14 protein-coding genes are annotated in these 14,769 nt (G+C 39.1%); 12 read left to right on the top strand and 2 right to left on the bottom strand.

Annotation, left to right across the window (positions count from 1 at the left end):
• Window positions 1–65 precede the first annotated feature (65 nt).
• On the top strand, window positions 66–227 hold the full coding sequence (locus tag AC0VYC_RS12175; RefSeq protein WP_154666048.1) for a hypothetical protein: 162 nt from the start codon (window positions 66–68) through the stop codon (window positions 225–227).
• Window positions 228–270: 43 nt separating this feature from the next.
• On the opposite strand, the gene AC0VYC_RS12170 is transcribed toward AC0VYC_RS12175, so the two are convergent.
• A complete protein-coding gene (locus AC0VYC_RS12170) occupies window positions 271–396 on the bottom strand; it encodes a YjcZ family sporulation protein (protein WP_008342643.1) in 126 nt (41 codons plus the stop codon).
• A gap of 267 nt (window positions 397–663) precedes the next feature.
• Between AC0VYC_RS12170 and AC0VYC_RS12165 the strand changes: the two genes are divergently transcribed.
• From AC0VYC_RS12165 to AC0VYC_RS12145, 5 genes are all read left to right on the top strand, one after another.
• Window positions 664–1,266, top strand: coding sequence for a class I SAM-dependent methyltransferase (locus tag AC0VYC_RS12165; protein WP_017367683.1), 603 nt, complete (start codon window positions 664–666; stop codon window positions 1,264–1,266).
• 425 nt (window positions 1,267–1,691) lie between these two features.
• Entirely contained in the window at window positions 1,692–2,906 is a 1,215-nt protein-coding gene (fdhA, locus tag AC0VYC_RS12160) for a formaldehyde dehydrogenase, glutathione-independent (RefSeq protein WP_017367682.1), read from the top strand.
• Between the two features lie 209 nt (window positions 2,907–3,115).
• Window positions 3,116–4,060 carry an ABC transporter ATP-binding protein gene (locus tag AC0VYC_RS12155; RefSeq protein ID WP_327871841.1) on the top strand — a complete coding sequence of 315 codons (945 nt, stop codon included), beginning with the start codon at window positions 3,116–3,118 and terminating at the stop codon, window positions 4,058–4,060.
• Between the two features lie 19 nt (window positions 4,061–4,079).
• Window positions 4,080–5,246 (top strand): ABC transporter permease, encoded by a 1,167-nt coding sequence (locus tag AC0VYC_RS12150; RefSeq protein WP_475388551.1) that lies wholly within the window; start codon window positions 4,080–4,082, stop codon window positions 5,244–5,246.
• The gene (locus AC0VYC_RS12145; RefSeq protein ID WP_327871843.1) at window positions 5,239–6,360 is read left to right on the top strand and encodes an ABC transporter permease; all 1,122 of its coding nucleotides are present in this window, start codon (window positions 5,239–5,241) and stop codon (window positions 6,358–6,360) included. Before AC0VYC_RS12150 ends, AC0VYC_RS12145 begins: the two co-directional genes overlap by 8 nt.
• 138 nt (window positions 6,361–6,498) lie before the next feature.
• Here the strand turns inward: AC0VYC_RS12145 and AC0VYC_RS12140 are convergent, their stop codons facing one another.
• The gene (locus AC0VYC_RS12140) at window positions 6,499–7,392 is read right to left on the bottom strand and encodes a LysR family transcriptional regulator (RefSeq protein ID WP_335350377.1); all 894 of its coding nucleotides are present in this window, start codon (window positions 7,390–7,392) and stop codon (window positions 6,499–6,501) included.
• Between the two features lie 130 nt (window positions 7,393–7,522).
• Between AC0VYC_RS12140 and AC0VYC_RS12135 the strand changes: the two genes are divergently transcribed.
• The 6 genes from AC0VYC_RS12135 to AC0VYC_RS12110 all read left to right on the top strand — a co-directional run bounded on the left by AC0VYC_RS12135 (window position 7,523) and on the right by AC0VYC_RS12110 (window position 14,763).
• On the top strand, window positions 7,523–8,965 hold the full coding sequence (locus AC0VYC_RS12135; RefSeq protein WP_475388548.1) for an alanine/glycine:cation symporter family protein: 1,443 nt from the start codon (window positions 7,523–7,525) through the stop codon (window positions 8,963–8,965).
• Window positions 8,962–10,119 carry an iron-containing alcohol dehydrogenase gene (locus AC0VYC_RS12130; RefSeq protein ID WP_212361339.1) on the top strand — a complete coding sequence of 386 codons (1,158 nt, stop codon included), beginning with the start codon at window positions 8,962–8,964 and terminating at the stop codon, window positions 10,117–10,119. Before AC0VYC_RS12135 ends, AC0VYC_RS12130 begins: the two co-directional genes overlap by 4 nt.
• 232 nt (window positions 10,120–10,351) lie before the next feature.
• Window positions 10,352–11,101, top strand: a complete 750-nt coding sequence (locus AC0VYC_RS12125; protein WP_025207689.1) for a glucose 1-dehydrogenase — start codon at window positions 10,352–10,354, stop codon at window positions 11,099–11,101.
• Between the two features lie 371 nt (window positions 11,102–11,472).
• A complete protein-coding gene (locus tag AC0VYC_RS12120) occupies window positions 11,473–12,693 on the top strand; it encodes an MFS transporter (protein WP_327861748.1) in 1,221 nt (406 codons plus the stop codon).
• Window positions 12,694–12,763: 70 nt separating this feature from the next.
• Window positions 12,764–13,804: a 2,3-butanediol dehydrogenase gene (locus tag AC0VYC_RS12115; RefSeq protein ID WP_008342621.1), complete on the top strand. Its 1,041-nt coding sequence runs from the start codon at window positions 12,764–12,766 to the stop codon at window positions 13,802–13,804.
• Between the two features lie 128 nt (window positions 13,805–13,932).
• Complete coding sequence (locus tag AC0VYC_RS12110; RefSeq protein WP_007501404.1) at window positions 13,933–14,763, top strand: manganese catalase; 831 nt, start codon at window positions 13,933–13,935, stop codon at window positions 14,761–14,763.
• Window positions 14,764–14,769: the final 6 nt, after the last annotated feature.

The following is a 14,769-nucleotide window of genomic DNA, read 5'->3' as shown; positions in this document are numbered from 1 at the left end:
CACGCTCCACATTGATCACCTGCACATATGATAACCGTAAAAGGAGATTGTGAGGTGATCAATGAATGTCGATGTCACCATATATGAGGTTTCCGTCAGTGGGGCACGGGTATGCGTCTATTCCGCATTCTTTAAAGCACGGATACGGCAATCCATACAGAATGCAAAGAGAGCAAGAAGAAATGCTCAGACGCTATATGTACAATTATCCAACCTATTGGTATTAAAGAAAAGGAGCAGGAAACGTTATCGTTTCCTGCTCCTTTTACATTAGCAAATCCAGCTTGCACCGATGATGATTAACAAAATGAACAGTACAACAAGCAATGCGAATCCGCCTGCAAAACCGCCACCGTAGCCACCGCAGTAGCCTCCAGAATAACCGCCAAAGCCCATAATCTAGCACCACCTTTATCTAATCAAGATACATTCATAAAATATGCAGCTCATGCGGAAAACGAAATCAATCTGAGCACAATTAATGAAAATGCCTATTTGTTTAAATATTTTTCATTACGTGCGAAACATTTTCAGAAAAGGTGCCGTCTAATAAAAGACAAAGAAATTAGGACTAGGTCTTAACTTTTGTTAGGCGAGAGCCGATATGAAAAGTAAGAAAATTCGTAAATAGTTTTATTTACTGGTGTAAAGCAGGTGTTGACATTGATTCAAAGCTGGATTGGAAAACAAATGAGGGAACCAAAGGGCTTGTTCTCAAAATGGGTTGCCCGCTATATGGAAAAAAATCATCATAATATCAATCAATGGACGATTCAACTCTTAAATATACAAGAAAACGACCGGATTTTAGAAATTGGTACTGGAAGAGGTATGACATTATCTAAAGTAGCGGAAAAACTTGACCGAGGGAAAGTATATGGAATCGATGCTTCGCGTCATATGGTAAAATACGCGAAAAGAAAACATAAGAGGCTTGTCGAGCAGGAAAAAGCCGTTATCACACTTGGAAAAGCTGAGCAATTACCTTTTGAAGACAGATCATTCAATAAATTATTCACAGTGCAGACCATCTATTACTTGCCAGATATCGAACAAGTCATGAAAGAGGTATATCGTGTTCTTCAAGTGGATGGAGAAGTATTCTTATCTTTTCAAAAGCAGGAACTGATGAAGGAACAAAAACGCTCACAGTCTCTTTCAACGTACAGTGAAGAAGACATCAGCTGTCTTTTTTCAGCGTATCACTTTAGAGACGTCTCTGTTTACCATTATGATACATACATCTGTATCAAAGCCTTAAAATGATGAAAATATTTCCCAGGTAATGAACAAGCACTCAAAAAAAGGCTCTTCGCCAGAAGGGCCTTTTTTGCATGTGGGAATTGATCATTCATCAATAAAAAAGACTCTTCACAAGAAGAGTCTTTTGCATTCATTTCATATGTAGGGGCCAGCCAGGTGTGTAAGGAATGATAGTATATATAAGGAATTTGTTTGTCGATTAAGGATACCTGTCTGGCTTATTCCTTATATCGACAATGTTCTGCAAATGTTTAGCTTTTTTTTCAATATTTTCTTTTTTATTTGACTGGAAAATACATTTTTCTCTCCTAGATAGACATTTGTCACTTATTTTTTGAGTCAATGTGCGGTTAAAAGAAGGAAAAAGCCCGAGAAAGAGAGAATTTTGGAGAGACTTCATTTTTAAACAAAAAGGGAGGAATGAAAACATGTCGGGAAACAAAGGTGTCGTTTACAAAGGAGCAGGAAATGTAGCAGTTGAGGATATTGGATACCCTGATTTGGTTTTAAGGGATGGCCCTGGTGTACCTAAAGCCAATGTTGGACGTAAGTGTGAGCATGGCGTCATTTTAAAAGTGGTGACAACAAACATTTGCGGGAGCGACCAGCATATGGTAAGAGGGCGTACAACTGCGCCTGAAGGACTTGTCCTTGGTCATGAAATTACTGGTGAAGTCGTTGAAGTTGGACGAGATGTAGAGTTTATCCAAAAGGGTGATCTCGTATCAGTTCCATTTAATATTGCCTGTGGTCGCTGCGTCATGTGTAAAGAACAAAAAACCCATGTGTGTTTAAATGTGAACCCCGATCGACCTGGCTCAGCTTATGGATATGTAGATATGGGCGGATGGGTTGGCGGCCAATCGGAGTACGTCATGGTGCCATATGCTGATTTCCAGCTACTCAAATTTCCGGACAAAGATCAGGCGATGGAAAAAATACTTGATTTGACGATGCTTTCTGATATTTTCCCGACAGGTTTTCATGGTGCGTATTCGGCTGGCGTAAAACCAGGCTCTACTGTCTATATTGCTGGTGCAGGGCCAGTAGGTCTTGCAGCAGCACATTCCGCTCAGCTACTTGGCGCTTCTGCTGTCATCGTCGGCGATCTCAATGAACAAAGGCTCGAGCAGGCGAGAAGCTTTGGCTGCGAAACGATTAATTTACGAAAACATGATCGAATCGGTGAACAAATGACAAACATCCTTGGAGAGCCAGAAGTCGACTGTGCGGTCGATTGTGTCGGTTTTGAAGCTTCAGGTCATGGAGATCAAGGAGAAGCACCAGCCACCGTTTTAAATACAATTATGGATATTACCAAAGTTGGCGGTAAACTTGGAATTCCAGGACTTTACGTCACAGAAGATCCAGGTGCTGTGGATGAAGATGCAAAAGTTGGATCTCTGAAAGTGCGAATTGGACTTGGCTGGGCCAAAGCCCATACTTTTGTGACAGGCCAAACCCCTGTCATGCAATATCACCGCAGCTTGATGAAATCTATTTTAAGCGGAAGGGCACAAATCGCCAAAGCCGTTAATGCAACCGTCATTTCCCTTGATCAAGCCCCTAAAGGATATAGCGATTTTGATTCGGGTGTGGCGAAGAAATTTGTGATTGACCCGCATGGCATGATTTCTAAATAATGATCCATCGAAAAAAACTTACAGGATTTTTCCTGTAAGTTTTTTTGTTTATAAATATAAAAAGACCTATACTGTTCTTCTACATTTCATAACGTGATAAAATGAGTAAATTGGAAAAAATGATCTTTAGTTGAAAGACATACCATAAAACGGTTGGCAATGATTGGACAGGATTATGATAGATAGGAAGAATAGAGGAGAGATTGCGATTGCTAAAAGTACAAAACATCATCAAAAATTATGAAGGTAAACAAGTATTAAAAGGGGTTAGCTTCCACTTAAAACAAGGTGAATCATTTGGACTGTTGGGCCCTAATGGTGCAGGGAAATCAACCTTAATCGGTATCATGACAGGACTTATACATGCAACGAGCGGGACTATTACGATTGGAGGCATTGATCTACATAAAGAAACAAAGCATGCACAGCAATTGATTGGCATTGTTCCGCAAGAGATCGCTTTATATTTAGATATGTCAGCAAAAGAAAATTTAACGTTTTGGGGGAAAATGTATGGACTTAAAGGAGAAGAATTAAAAAGCAGAGTACAAGAAATCCTTGAATTAATTGGTCTGGGCAATAGAGCGAATGATAAGGTGAAAGTATTCTCAGGAGGGATGAAAAGAAGAGTGAATATCGGATGTGCGATTTTGCATCGGCCAAAACTATTAATAATGGATGAGCCTACAGTGGGTATAGATCCGCAATCCAGAAATCATATATTAGAAACAGTTAAAACGCTAAATAGTGAAGGAATGACGATTATTTATACGAGTCATTACATGGAGGAAGTCGAATATCTATGTGAAAAAATAGCTATTATGGATCAAGGTTCTTTCATTAAGGTAGGTGATTTAAGTGAATTGGCTGAGTTTGTTGGAGAAAAAAGAGAAATCATTTTTACGATTAAATGTGAACAAGGACAAAAGGATATGGAGCGAGTGTGCCAATATATAAATGAATACCACCCACTTAATGACTTTATGGTGCAGGAAAATCAAATCAAATTATTTGATGACAATCCTCAGCATTTACTAAGTCAACTTATTCAAGGTGTAACCGCATTAAATGTTCAATTAATTTCAGCAGAAGTTGTAGAACCAAATTTAGAAAATGTATTCTTGTATTTAACAGGTAAGAAATTACGAGACTAGACCGAATAGAGGTGAGCATATGAGCATTTGGGTTGTACTGAAAGATCTATTATTGTTTTTTAGGGATAAGAAAAGCTTTTTTACACTTTTTTTTATGCCTATCATATTAATTGCTATATTAGGTGCAGCATTTGGAGATAACATGAAGAAAGATAGCGAAATTAGGATCAATTCATTTCGAGTAGGAATAACAGATCAAGATAAGTCCGCTACAAGTAAAATGTTTCTTTCAACATTGTCTAAGAGTGAACTCAGTGACATATTTGAAGTGAAGGTCACCTCGAAAAATCAGCTAGAGAAAGATTTAAATAGTAGAGACATTACAATGGGTATAATCATCAAGCCGAATTTTGAAAAAAGCATATTAAATCACGATCATGTGCAATTGAATATTTTGAAAGGACCTAATTCAAGCTTACAGGAAATGGTCCTAGAAAATGTGGTTTTGCAATTCTTTCAAAATTATCATATGAATCGTATTCTGATGCCGTTGAATCAAGGTAAAGAAGTGGAGGTCGTGTCTGATCAACTGAAAAATGAACTAGTGAACGAAAGGAATATTCATATCAACAGCCAGCCGATTACATCCTTCCAATACTACGCAGGCGGGATGGGTGTGCTTTTTTTATTAATGACTGTTGTTTTCTTGGTTGGCAGTATGATAGAGGAAAAAGAAGAAGAAGTCTATAAAAGACTATTAGTATCAAAGTTAAGCAATACTAGTTATATCATTGGAAAGTTATTGGGCATTTTTTTAATGAGTATGATTCAACTTGCGGTCGTTATTTTATTTACTAGTTTTGTCTTTAAGGTGAATTGGGGAGAGCCTTTTACTGTTGTTATGATCGGATTTAGTTTTATATTAAATGCTGCGGGTTTAGGGGTGCTGATTGGTTCTTTTATCAATAGAGAAAAAACGTTTAACAGTGTGGGGATTTTAGGAACTCAAGTGTTAGCTGCTTTAGGTGGGAGTATGGTGCCCTTATACTTATTCCCACAATGGTTGATGAATATCAGCTATTTTTTACCTAATTCTCTTGCACTTCAAATGTTTTTGAAAAGTATGGCAGGTGCTGATTTTAGTGAAATTCAAAGCGGATTATTACTTAGCTGTGGGATGGGACTAGCTTTCTTCATCATTGCTTTATTAAGAATGTCTTTTGAAAGGAAGCATCGCTATGCATAAAATATTAGCCATTATCACGTTAAAGTTAAAAGAAACATTAAAGTCTCCATTGGCTCTCATTTTTTTATTTGTTATGCCAATCATATTTAGTTTTATCTTTGGCAGCGCGGCATCAGATACAAAAAAACCCACAGTTGCTTTTGTTCAAAATCCTCAACAAGACGAACTCAATCAGGAAATATTAAAAATGCTCAAAAAGAACACGACATTTCTTTGGATAAAGGCGTCTGAAATTGAAGCGGAAGAATTAGTATCTGATGAAAAGGTAATTGCGTCGGTTAAAGTCTCTGATCAATTAGAGTCCCATTTAAAAGAAAATAAAGAGATTTTTGATGTGACAGTTTATAAGAAAACTGAGGAATATGCAGTCTTATCTCCCTATTTAAAAGAGGCAGCAGCGATCATTTATCAGATCAATTACGGTGTGAAAGATCAGAGAAGTGCTTCTCTCACCACTGCATTGAATAAGTTAAATGAATCTGGCACCATTTCGTTGGTTGAAAAAAAACAAGATGGTCAAGCAAACCAGCAACCAAATTTAATACCGCTTGGCTTTACCATTATGTTTATGATGTTTGCGATTTCAAGCTCTTTGTCATCTATACATTTGGAGTATAAAAATTATACGTGGCAAAGATTGCTTTCGAGTCCCATCCATAAAATATATGTACTTCTGGGCTATTTAATGGCATATTTCCTTCTTGGATGGATACAATTAGGTGTTCTTTTGACCATCTTATCTATTTTCTTTAATGTCTACTTAGGCAACCTGTTTCTTATTTTATTGTTCGGATCATTTGTTATAGGCCTTGTCGTAAGTTTAGGATTTATGATAGCTACTTTATCTCAAACAAAAAAACAAGCTGAAATCTTTAGTGCAATTGTCATTGTAGGATCGTGCATGCTGGGTGGTATTTATTGGCCTCTAGATATCGTTCCAGACATTATGAAGAAGATTTCTCTGGCTATACCGCAAACATGGATGATGTCTGGTTTTGGTGAGATCATGAGCGGCAATGTTAATCTTTCTATCTTATTATTAAATGCGACGGTTTTAATTGCTTTTACGGTGATCTTTATGATCATTGGTTTGAAGAGTATCAGATCCTATTAATCCTTTGTTCTTCTAAAAAGCCCTCTATAGCTATGTAGAGGGCTTTTTGTATACACGTGATTTACTTTAAATGATTGGATAACTCGTTAATATTTAATGGTGAAAGAAATTGAAGGCTGCCCAAATAAATATTTCACATTACCCATTGAGAAGGATATATTCCTCTGTTAAATCAACAAACGCCTTCAAAGCAGGAGACATCCATTTATTTTTATGCCAGAATAGTTGGATTTTCGTTGTGAGACAGGGTCCCATCCAATTGATTTTAATCATATGGCCTTCTGTTATTTCTCTTTTTATAGAAATTTCGGGAAGTACAGCAATTCCTAGACCAGCCATTACACATTTTTTAATGGCTTCTACATCTGCTAGTTCTAGTTTGCTTCTCGGTTTTGCTCCTGCCTGTGTCAAAGAGTGTTCGAAGGCATAACGATAATCGCAGTCTTCAGTTAACAACAATCTTTGCTCGTCTAAATCGATAGGATATATTTTTTGTTTTTTGCTCAATGGATTTGTTGGACAGCATACAATGGCCATCGGTTCATCTTTTAATTCTTTTACAATTAAATGTGAGGATACGACAGGATTCATCGATAATAGGGCGACATCAATTTGTCCTTCCAGTAATAGATTTAAAACATCCTTTTCAGCTATTCCGGGACGAAAAATCAGTTCTACTTTAGGATACGTTGTTTGAAAGTCCGTTAAAATATGAGGAAGTCGATAGGTACATTGTGTTTCAGATGCACATATTCTCAAAATGCCGCTTGGCTCACTCATTCCGCCAACAGCCTCTAATGCTTCTCCTGTTAAACCTAAAATCTTATCCGTATAATCTTGAAACTTCATGCCAGCTTCTGTTAAAATCACCCTTTTTCCAAGCCTTTCAAAAAGAGGGGTTCCTAACTCTTCTTCTAATGCAGCGATATTTGCTGTGATACTAGATTGAGCATAGCCAAGTATTTGTGCTGTTTTTGTAAAGTTTAATACTTTTGATGCTGTTTGGAACATCATCAGTTGCTTTATTTCCAACGTCAATCCCTCCTAAATCGGATGAGCCGATTGATGCAATCAGAAAACTTCTATAGATAGATCATAACATTTTTACTATGATAAAAGTAGGCGCTTTCATTATTTAGAATGTTCAGATTTTATAGGGGGGATGGCTTTGTTTGAAACGATTGTCAATTCAATAAATGACTTTTTATGGACATATATTTTAGTCGTTATGTTAATAGGGATTGGAATCTACTTTACGGTGAGAATGAAGTTTATGCAAATTGTCTTACTAAAAGAGATCTTCCGTTCTATTTTTGAAAAAGCCCCAAAAATAAAAGGGAGTCAAGACATTTCTTCAATGCAAGCTTTCTTTATCGGAGCAGCGACGAGGATTGGAACTGGAAATATGGCAGGTGTTGCTATTGCCATCACAGTTGGTGGTCCTGGAGCTATTTTTTGGATGTGGTTTGCAGCAGTTTTAGGGGGAGCTTCTGCATTTGTCGAAAGCACACTCGCTCAAATATATAAAGTGAGAACAAGTGATGGTTTTAAAGGGGGGCCAGGCTATTATATACAAAAGCAATTTGGACTGAAATGGCCAAGTAGGATCTTTGCCTTTTCTGTTATTCTTAGTTTTGGCTTGATTTTTAATGCAGTACAAACGAACACCATCACAAATGCCTTTCGATATTCATTTGGTATCAGTCCAATTGGCATGGGGGTATTCGTAACCATTCTTACGGCTCTCATCATTTTTGGTGGTGTAAAGAGAATTGCCCGCTTTACCCAAATCATTGTGCCAATCATGTCCTCGTTTTATATTATCTTAGCACTTTATGTGATTTTCACAAATATCGCTGATGTACCCGCAGCATTAGCAAGTATTATGAAAAGTGCGTTTGGATTAGAGCAAATGGTTGGAGGCGGAATCGGCGCTGCAATAATGAACGGTGTCAAACGTGGTTTATTTTCCAATGAAGCAGGAATGGGAAGTGCGCCAAATGCAGCAGCTGCTGCCCATGTTTCACACCCAGTAAAACAAGGGTTTGTTCAATTATTAGGCGTATTTTTTGATACATTAGTTGTTTGTAGTTGTACAGCATTTATTATTATGCTATCAACAGTAGAAACAGCAGGTGATTTGTCAGGTATTGAAATTACTCAAGCTGCAATGGCGCAGCATTTCGGTTCTTGGGCTAGTATTTTCTTAGCATTTGCGATCTTTACTTTTGCATTTAGCTCCATTGTAGGTGGCTACTATTACGGTGAAGCCAATATCGGTTTTATTCATCACAGTGTAACCGCGCTATTCGTGTATCGAATCACTGTTTTAATGATGATCATGTTTGGTGCTCTCGCCAACTTACAAATCGTTTGGACGTTAGCGGACTTGTCGATGGCGATTATGGCTATTGTTAACTTGGTTGCCATTGCGATTTTAGGCAAATTTGCTTTTGCGGCTCTAAATGATTACATGGGACAAAGAAAGGTAGGAAAAAACCCTGTTTTTTACGCTTCTACCATTCCAGGTTTAAAAGGAATAGAATGGTGGGGAGCAGAAAAACAAGCGATTAAATCAACAAATGAAGGGGTAGAAAATCAATGATAAATTTTGAATATGATTGTCATACGAAAATGATCATGGGGACTGGAAAATCTAAAGATATTGCCTCTATTGTAGAGGACATTGTTTTGCCTAGTGCTACAATTATGATTGTGACTGACCCTGGTGTAAAAAGCGCAGGATTGGTGACGCCTATTGAAGCATATTTGCAAGAAGCTGGTTATTCAGTTGTCGTCTTTGATCAAGTATCTCCAAACCCAAGAGATCATGAATGTCTAACGGGTGCAGAGCTCTTTAGAAAAGTACAAGCATCAGCGGTTATTGCGATTGGTGGAGGCAGCCCGATGGATACGGCAAAAGCCATTGCTTTATTAGGTCCAAATGGCGGTAATCCTGAAGAGTATATAGCAGGGAAGAAGGCGTACACAAATGTATCACCCTTAATTTGTATTCCAACCACGGCTGGAACTGGCTCTGAGGTGACCCGTTCATCTGTGATTACGTTAGCTGCTTCACATAAAAAAATCACCTTAAAACATGCCTTGCTTCGACCAACTATTGCGATTTTGGATCCTGCTCTTACTTCTACTGTGCCAAAAAGTATAACAGCGGCAACAGGTGTTGATGCACTGGTCCATGCGATTGAAGGCTATACATGTAAAGAAACAAACCCTATATCTAAGGCGATGGGGGCAAGCGCAATGAAAACCATTGTGACCTATTTACCGAAGGCGTATGAAGACGGGTCTGATTTAGAAGCAAGATACAAAATGCAGGAAGGCAGTTTACTCGCTGGCTTATGCTTCGGTTCCGCTGATGTAGCAGCCGTGCATTGTTTAGCCGAAGCGCTCGGCAGTCTTTATGATACGCCTCATGGTATCGCAAATGCTGTGTTTTTACCTTATGTCATACAATTTAATGCAACTGAAAACAAATCATTGCACATAGAGCTTGCAAACATCATGGGCTTTGCAGATAAAACGGATGCAGATGATGTGGCGATTCAAAAATTAATGGATGGTATGTATACATTCACAAAGAATTTAGGTATTCCATCACTAAAAGAATTATCTTATGTAAAAGTAGAAGATTTTGAAAAAATGGCTGAACTAGCAGAACAAAACAACTCTACAAAAAGCAATGTTCGTGCCGTTACGAAAGCGGACTACTTAGATATACTAAAGGCTGCTTTTTAAGTCATACAGAAAAAGAGCCGAATAGAATGACTGAATGATATACACAAACTTTCCCAGACTTTACACAAGAAGCAAACGACTATGTCGTCAATATGGAGAATTACAAATATACCACCCTCCTAATGTATGATTTAGGTGGTGGTTTTTCTATGTCCCATTTGACTAGGTATCATGTATACATGAGTGGTATGATAGACGACAACATCTCAAGAGAGAAAGGATAGGATAAACGATGAACTTTCACAATAAAACAGTTGTCATCACTGGCGCAGCCAATGGAATTGGTGAGTCGATTGCGTATGGCTATGCGAAAGAAGGGGCGCGTGTTGTGCTTGCGGATATTGACGAAGAGAAGGGCAAGCGCTTGGAAGATCAGCTGAAAAAGGAGTCCTTTGAGGCTTTTTTTAAAAAGACGGATGTGAAACAAGAGAAGGATATTCAAGACATCATGTCGGCTGCTGTGGCTCGTTATCAAACGATCGATATTCTCATCAATAATGCAGGGGTTATGTGTACAAAATCGCCTTATGAGCTAACGGTTGATGAGTTTGATCATGTGCTGCATACAAACCTACGAGGTGCTTTTTTATGTGCAAGGGAAGCGGCACGTTATATCAAAGAGAATCCAAACGGCGGTTCCATTGTGAATATTTCATCTACCCGTGCGACCATGTCAGAGCCTCATACAGAAGCGTATGCTGCATCAAAAGGCGGGATATCAGCACTTACTCATGCGCTGGCTGCTTCTTTTAGTCAGGATCACATAACAGTAAACAGCATTTCCCCTGGATGGATTGAAACGAAGGATGAGAAAAGCCTGCGAGAAATTGACCATCAGCAGCATCTTTCCAATCGAGTAGGAACACCAAAGGATATTGTCAAAGCTTGTTTTTATTTAACAGACGAAGACAATCAATTTGTGACAGGAACCGATTTGGTTGTTGATGGCGGTATGACGAGAAAAATGATTTATGCGGATTAACATGAAAAAACATTGACGTCTTGACGGAGGCGAAGTACAATATAGAACAATTCAGCTGAAGATCGTGATGAAAAAAAGATAAAGCGCAAATAGAGAAGAGTATGTAATGGCTGCCTCACACAGAGAACTCCGTGAAGCTGAGAAGGAGCTGGGAAGCGTTACAGAACCAAGCCTCTTAGCTCTGCACCGGATTCATTGTGATGGTGGTGCAGCGGCATTCTCCCGTTATAGAGAAGGGTTAGCGATAACCTGCTAAGGTTCATCTGGTAACAGGTGAATGAACTGAGGTGGCAACGCGGAGTCAATCCCGTCCTCAAGACAGAAATGTCTTGGGGGCGGGATTTTTTTATGACAAAAAGGAGGGAATCATAGTGAAAAAACATTGGCGGGATATGAGCATGTTACTTGGAGCGATTGGTATTGCGAACATAGGAGAATGGATTTATATGATTGCTCTCCATCTGCTGATTTTTCAGGAAACGGGCTCCGTTCTTGCTGTAACAGCCGTCTATATGTTAAGACCTGTCTCGGCTCTTTTAACAAATAGCTGGTCTGGTAGTTTAATAGATAGACTGAATCAGCGGAATGTCATGATCAGTCTAGATCTATGCCGGGCCATTCTGATTGCTTGTTTACCCTTTGCCTTATTTTCAGGCCACTTATTGATCGTATATGTGATGCTATTTCTCATTCATATGGCACAAGCCATGTTTCATCCAGCTTCGATGGTGTATATGACAGCACTAATCCCGGCGGATAAACGAAAACGGTTTAATTCCATTCGATCTTTGCTTCAGTCTGGTGGATTTTTACTCGGACCCGCCGTAGCAGGGTTGCTTTTTCTCATTGGTACACCAGTCCTTTCAATTTATGTAAATGCAATCTGCCTTTTGATATCTGCTGTTTTGACGATGTGTTTACCGATTTTGTCAAAAGCAGCCGGGGCACAAAAGGGCTTTTCTCTCTCGGTATTAAAGGAAGATGCAAAACTTGTATTTCGTTTCAGTCTCACATCCAGGCAAGTGATGGCCGTGTATTTATTATTTAGTGCCGCCATCACGGTGCTGCCGACTGCGATTGACTCACTTGAAGCAGCTTTTGCAAAGGAAGTGCTGATGTTGACCAATACCGAATATGGATTTCTTGTCAGTGTAGCTGGAGCAGGGATTATCGCAGGGGCATGTCTCAATACGGTCATTGTCGAAAGGCTGCCTATTTCAGTGATGCTTGGTGCGGGAAGTTTGTTTGTGGCTTTTGGATACTTGATCTATGCTTTTTCAAGCACATTGACTGTCGCAGCAGCTGGCTTTTTTGTTCTCGCTTTCTTTTTAGCATTTGCAAACACCGGTTTTATGACTTTTTATCAAACGAATATCCCGGTAGAGGTTATGGGGAGAGTGGCAAGTTTTTATGCGTTATGTGAAGCTGTTCTGACGATGATGATGACAGGAATATGCGGCGCATTGGCGCATGTTTTATCGATACGTACTTCTGTCATGATTGGCTGCCTATGTATGCTTCTTATTTGTCTGTTGCTATGTTTTGTCATTTTTCGTCCATTGACTGTCAAAAAAATAGTGCATCTTACTTAGAAAATTAAAAAAATTATGTTATCATTATTTAAGTAAGTTAATTAAATTGATGAGAAAAGGAGTCTTACAAATGAAAGCACTACGCTGGCACGATCAAAAGGACATTCGACTAGAGGAAATTGACGAACCAACAGTTGCTCCAGGAAAAGTGAAACTGAAAGTAAAATGGTGCGGCATTTGTGGTAGTGATTTACATGAATATTTAGGCGGACCAATCTTCATTCCTGTGAATGAACCTCATCCACTTACAAAAGAAAAAGCACCCATTACACTGGGACACGAGTTCTCTGGTGAAATTGTAGAAGTTGGAGAAGGCGTGAGTAATTACAAAGTAGGCGATCGAGTGGTTGTTGAACCTATTTTTGCAACTCACGGGCACCAAGGTGCTTACAACTTAGATGAAAACATGGGCTTCTTAGGACTTGCTGGTGGCGGTGGAGGATTCTCTGAATATGTATCTGTCGATGAAGAATTACTTCATTTGTTACCAGACGAAATTTCATATGAGCAAGGTGCACTTGTTGAACCTTCTGCAGTTGCTTTATATGCCGTTCGTTCTAGTAAAGTACAAGCTGGGGATACAGCAGCTGTGTTTGGCTGTGGACCAATCGGTTTACTTGTCATTGAAGCATTAAAAGCAGCTGGTGCTACTGACATTTATGCAGTGGAATTATCAAAAGAGCGCCAAGAAAAAGCAAAAGAACTTGGAGCGATCATTGTTGATCCTTCTCAGTATGAAGATGTTGTTCAAGAAATCGCACGTCGTACAAATGGTGGAGTCGATGTTTCTTTTGAAGTGACAGGTGTACCAGTTGTATTGAAGCAAGCAATCCAATCAACTAGAATTTCAGGTGAGACAGTCATTGTAAGCATTTGGGAAAAAGGCGCAGAAATTATGCCGAATGACATTGTCATTAAAGAACGTACAGTCAAAGGAATCATCGGCTACAGAGATGTTTTCCCATCTGTATTAAACTTAATGAGAAAAGGCTATTTCTCTGCAGATACACTCGTCACGAAGAAAATCAAGCTGGACGATGTGATCGAAGATGGCTTCCATGCATTAATCAATGAAAAAGATCAAGTGAAAATTTTAGTCAGTGCTGAATAAGTAGGACGATAAAGAGAATGGCAGATGCCGTTCTCTTTTTTTTATAAGAGCATGCGATTTTTCATAAAGAGGGAATCGGCTGAATAGTGATAAGTGCAAAGGTGTTTGTAAATAAAGGAGATGACATCATGTTTTATCACATTAAAGAACTGCAATATGAAGCAAAGCCCTCTAAGCCGGACCCTCTTTATGCGAAAAAATTGCAAGAGGTGTTAGGCGGTCAATATGGAGAAATCAGCGTGATGATGCAATATTTATTTCAAGGGTTTAACTGCCGAGCGGATCAAAAATATAAAGATTTGCTCCATGACATTGGAACGGAGGAAATCGGTCATGTCGAAATGCTGGCAACGATGATTGCTCGATTACTTGATAATGCCCCAGTTAAAGAACAAGAAGAAGCGTATCAAAGTGATCCAGCACTTGCAGCCGTCATGGGCGGAATGAATCCTCAACATGCAATTGTTGCAGGCTTAGGGGCAATGGCAGCAGATAGTCAAGGGTATCCGTGGAATGCAAAATATATCATTGCAAGTGGAAATTTAATGGCTGACTTCCGGGCAAATTTGAACGCGGAGTCACAAGGCAGACTTCAGGTTACACGGCTTTATGAGATGACCGATGACCGCGGAGTGAAGGATATGCTCTCCTTTCTCATTGCTCGTGATACATATCATCAAAATATGTGGCTGGCTGCAATTAAGGAATTGGAAGAACGAGAAGGGGATGTTGTTGTCCCAACCACCTTCCCGCGCTCACTGGAAAAACAGCAAGTATCCTATGATTTGTTTAACTTCTCAAGAGGAGAAGAAAGCAAAGAAGGCAGATGGGCACATGGCCGAAGTATGGATGGAAAGGGAGAATTCAGATATATTTCTGCTCCTGTCGTGTTCGGCTCTGCGCCTAAACTCAAACCAGCACCGAAAGAACTATATAACACACCGAAAAAAGGAGAATAAAAAAGT

Source organism: Bacillus sp. iso_77 (genome assembly GCF_056173625.1).
Note: the sequence above shows the minus strand (reverse complement) of the source record. Positions and strands in the feature narration are given on the sequence as shown.

What these genes read in the sequence shown, in the direction of transcription:
- AC0VYC_RS12175 (WP_154666048.1), top strand. Translation starts at nt 66, where the DNA reads ATGTCGATGTCACCATATATGAGGTTTCCGTCAGTGGGGCACGGGTAT.
- AC0VYC_RS12170 (WP_008342643.1), bottom strand. Translation starts at nt 396, where the DNA reads ATGGGCTTTGGCGGTTATTCTGGAGGCTACTGCGGTGGCTACGGTGGC.
- fdhA (WP_017367682.1), top strand. Translation starts at nt 1,692, where the DNA reads ATGTCGGGAAACAAAGGTGTCGTTTACAAAGGAGCAGGAAATGTAGCA.
- AC0VYC_RS12150 (WP_475388551.1), top strand. Translation starts at nt 4,080, where the DNA reads ATGAGCATTTGGGTTGTACTGAAAGATCTATTATTGTTTTTTAGGGAT.
- AC0VYC_RS12145 (WP_327871843.1), top strand. Translation starts at nt 5,239, where the DNA reads ATGCATAAAATATTAGCCATTATCACGTTAAAGTTAAAAGAAACATTA.
- AC0VYC_RS12135 (WP_475388548.1), top strand. Translation starts at nt 7,523, where the DNA reads ATGGCTTTGTTTGAAACGATTGTCAATTCAATAAATGACTTTTTATGG.
- AC0VYC_RS12130 (WP_212361339.1), top strand. Translation starts at nt 8,962, where the DNA reads ATGATAAATTTTGAATATGATTGTCATACGAAAATGATCATGGGGACT.
- AC0VYC_RS12125 (WP_025207689.1), top strand. Translation starts at nt 10,352, where the DNA reads ATGAACTTTCACAATAAAACAGTTGTCATCACTGGCGCAGCCAATGGA.
- AC0VYC_RS12115 (WP_008342621.1), top strand. Translation starts at nt 12,764, where the DNA reads ATGAAAGCACTACGCTGGCACGATCAAAAGGACATTCGACTAGAGGAA.
- AC0VYC_RS12110 (WP_007501404.1), top strand. Translation starts at nt 13,933, where the DNA reads ATGTTTTATCACATTAAAGAACTGCAATATGAAGCAAAGCCCTCTAAG.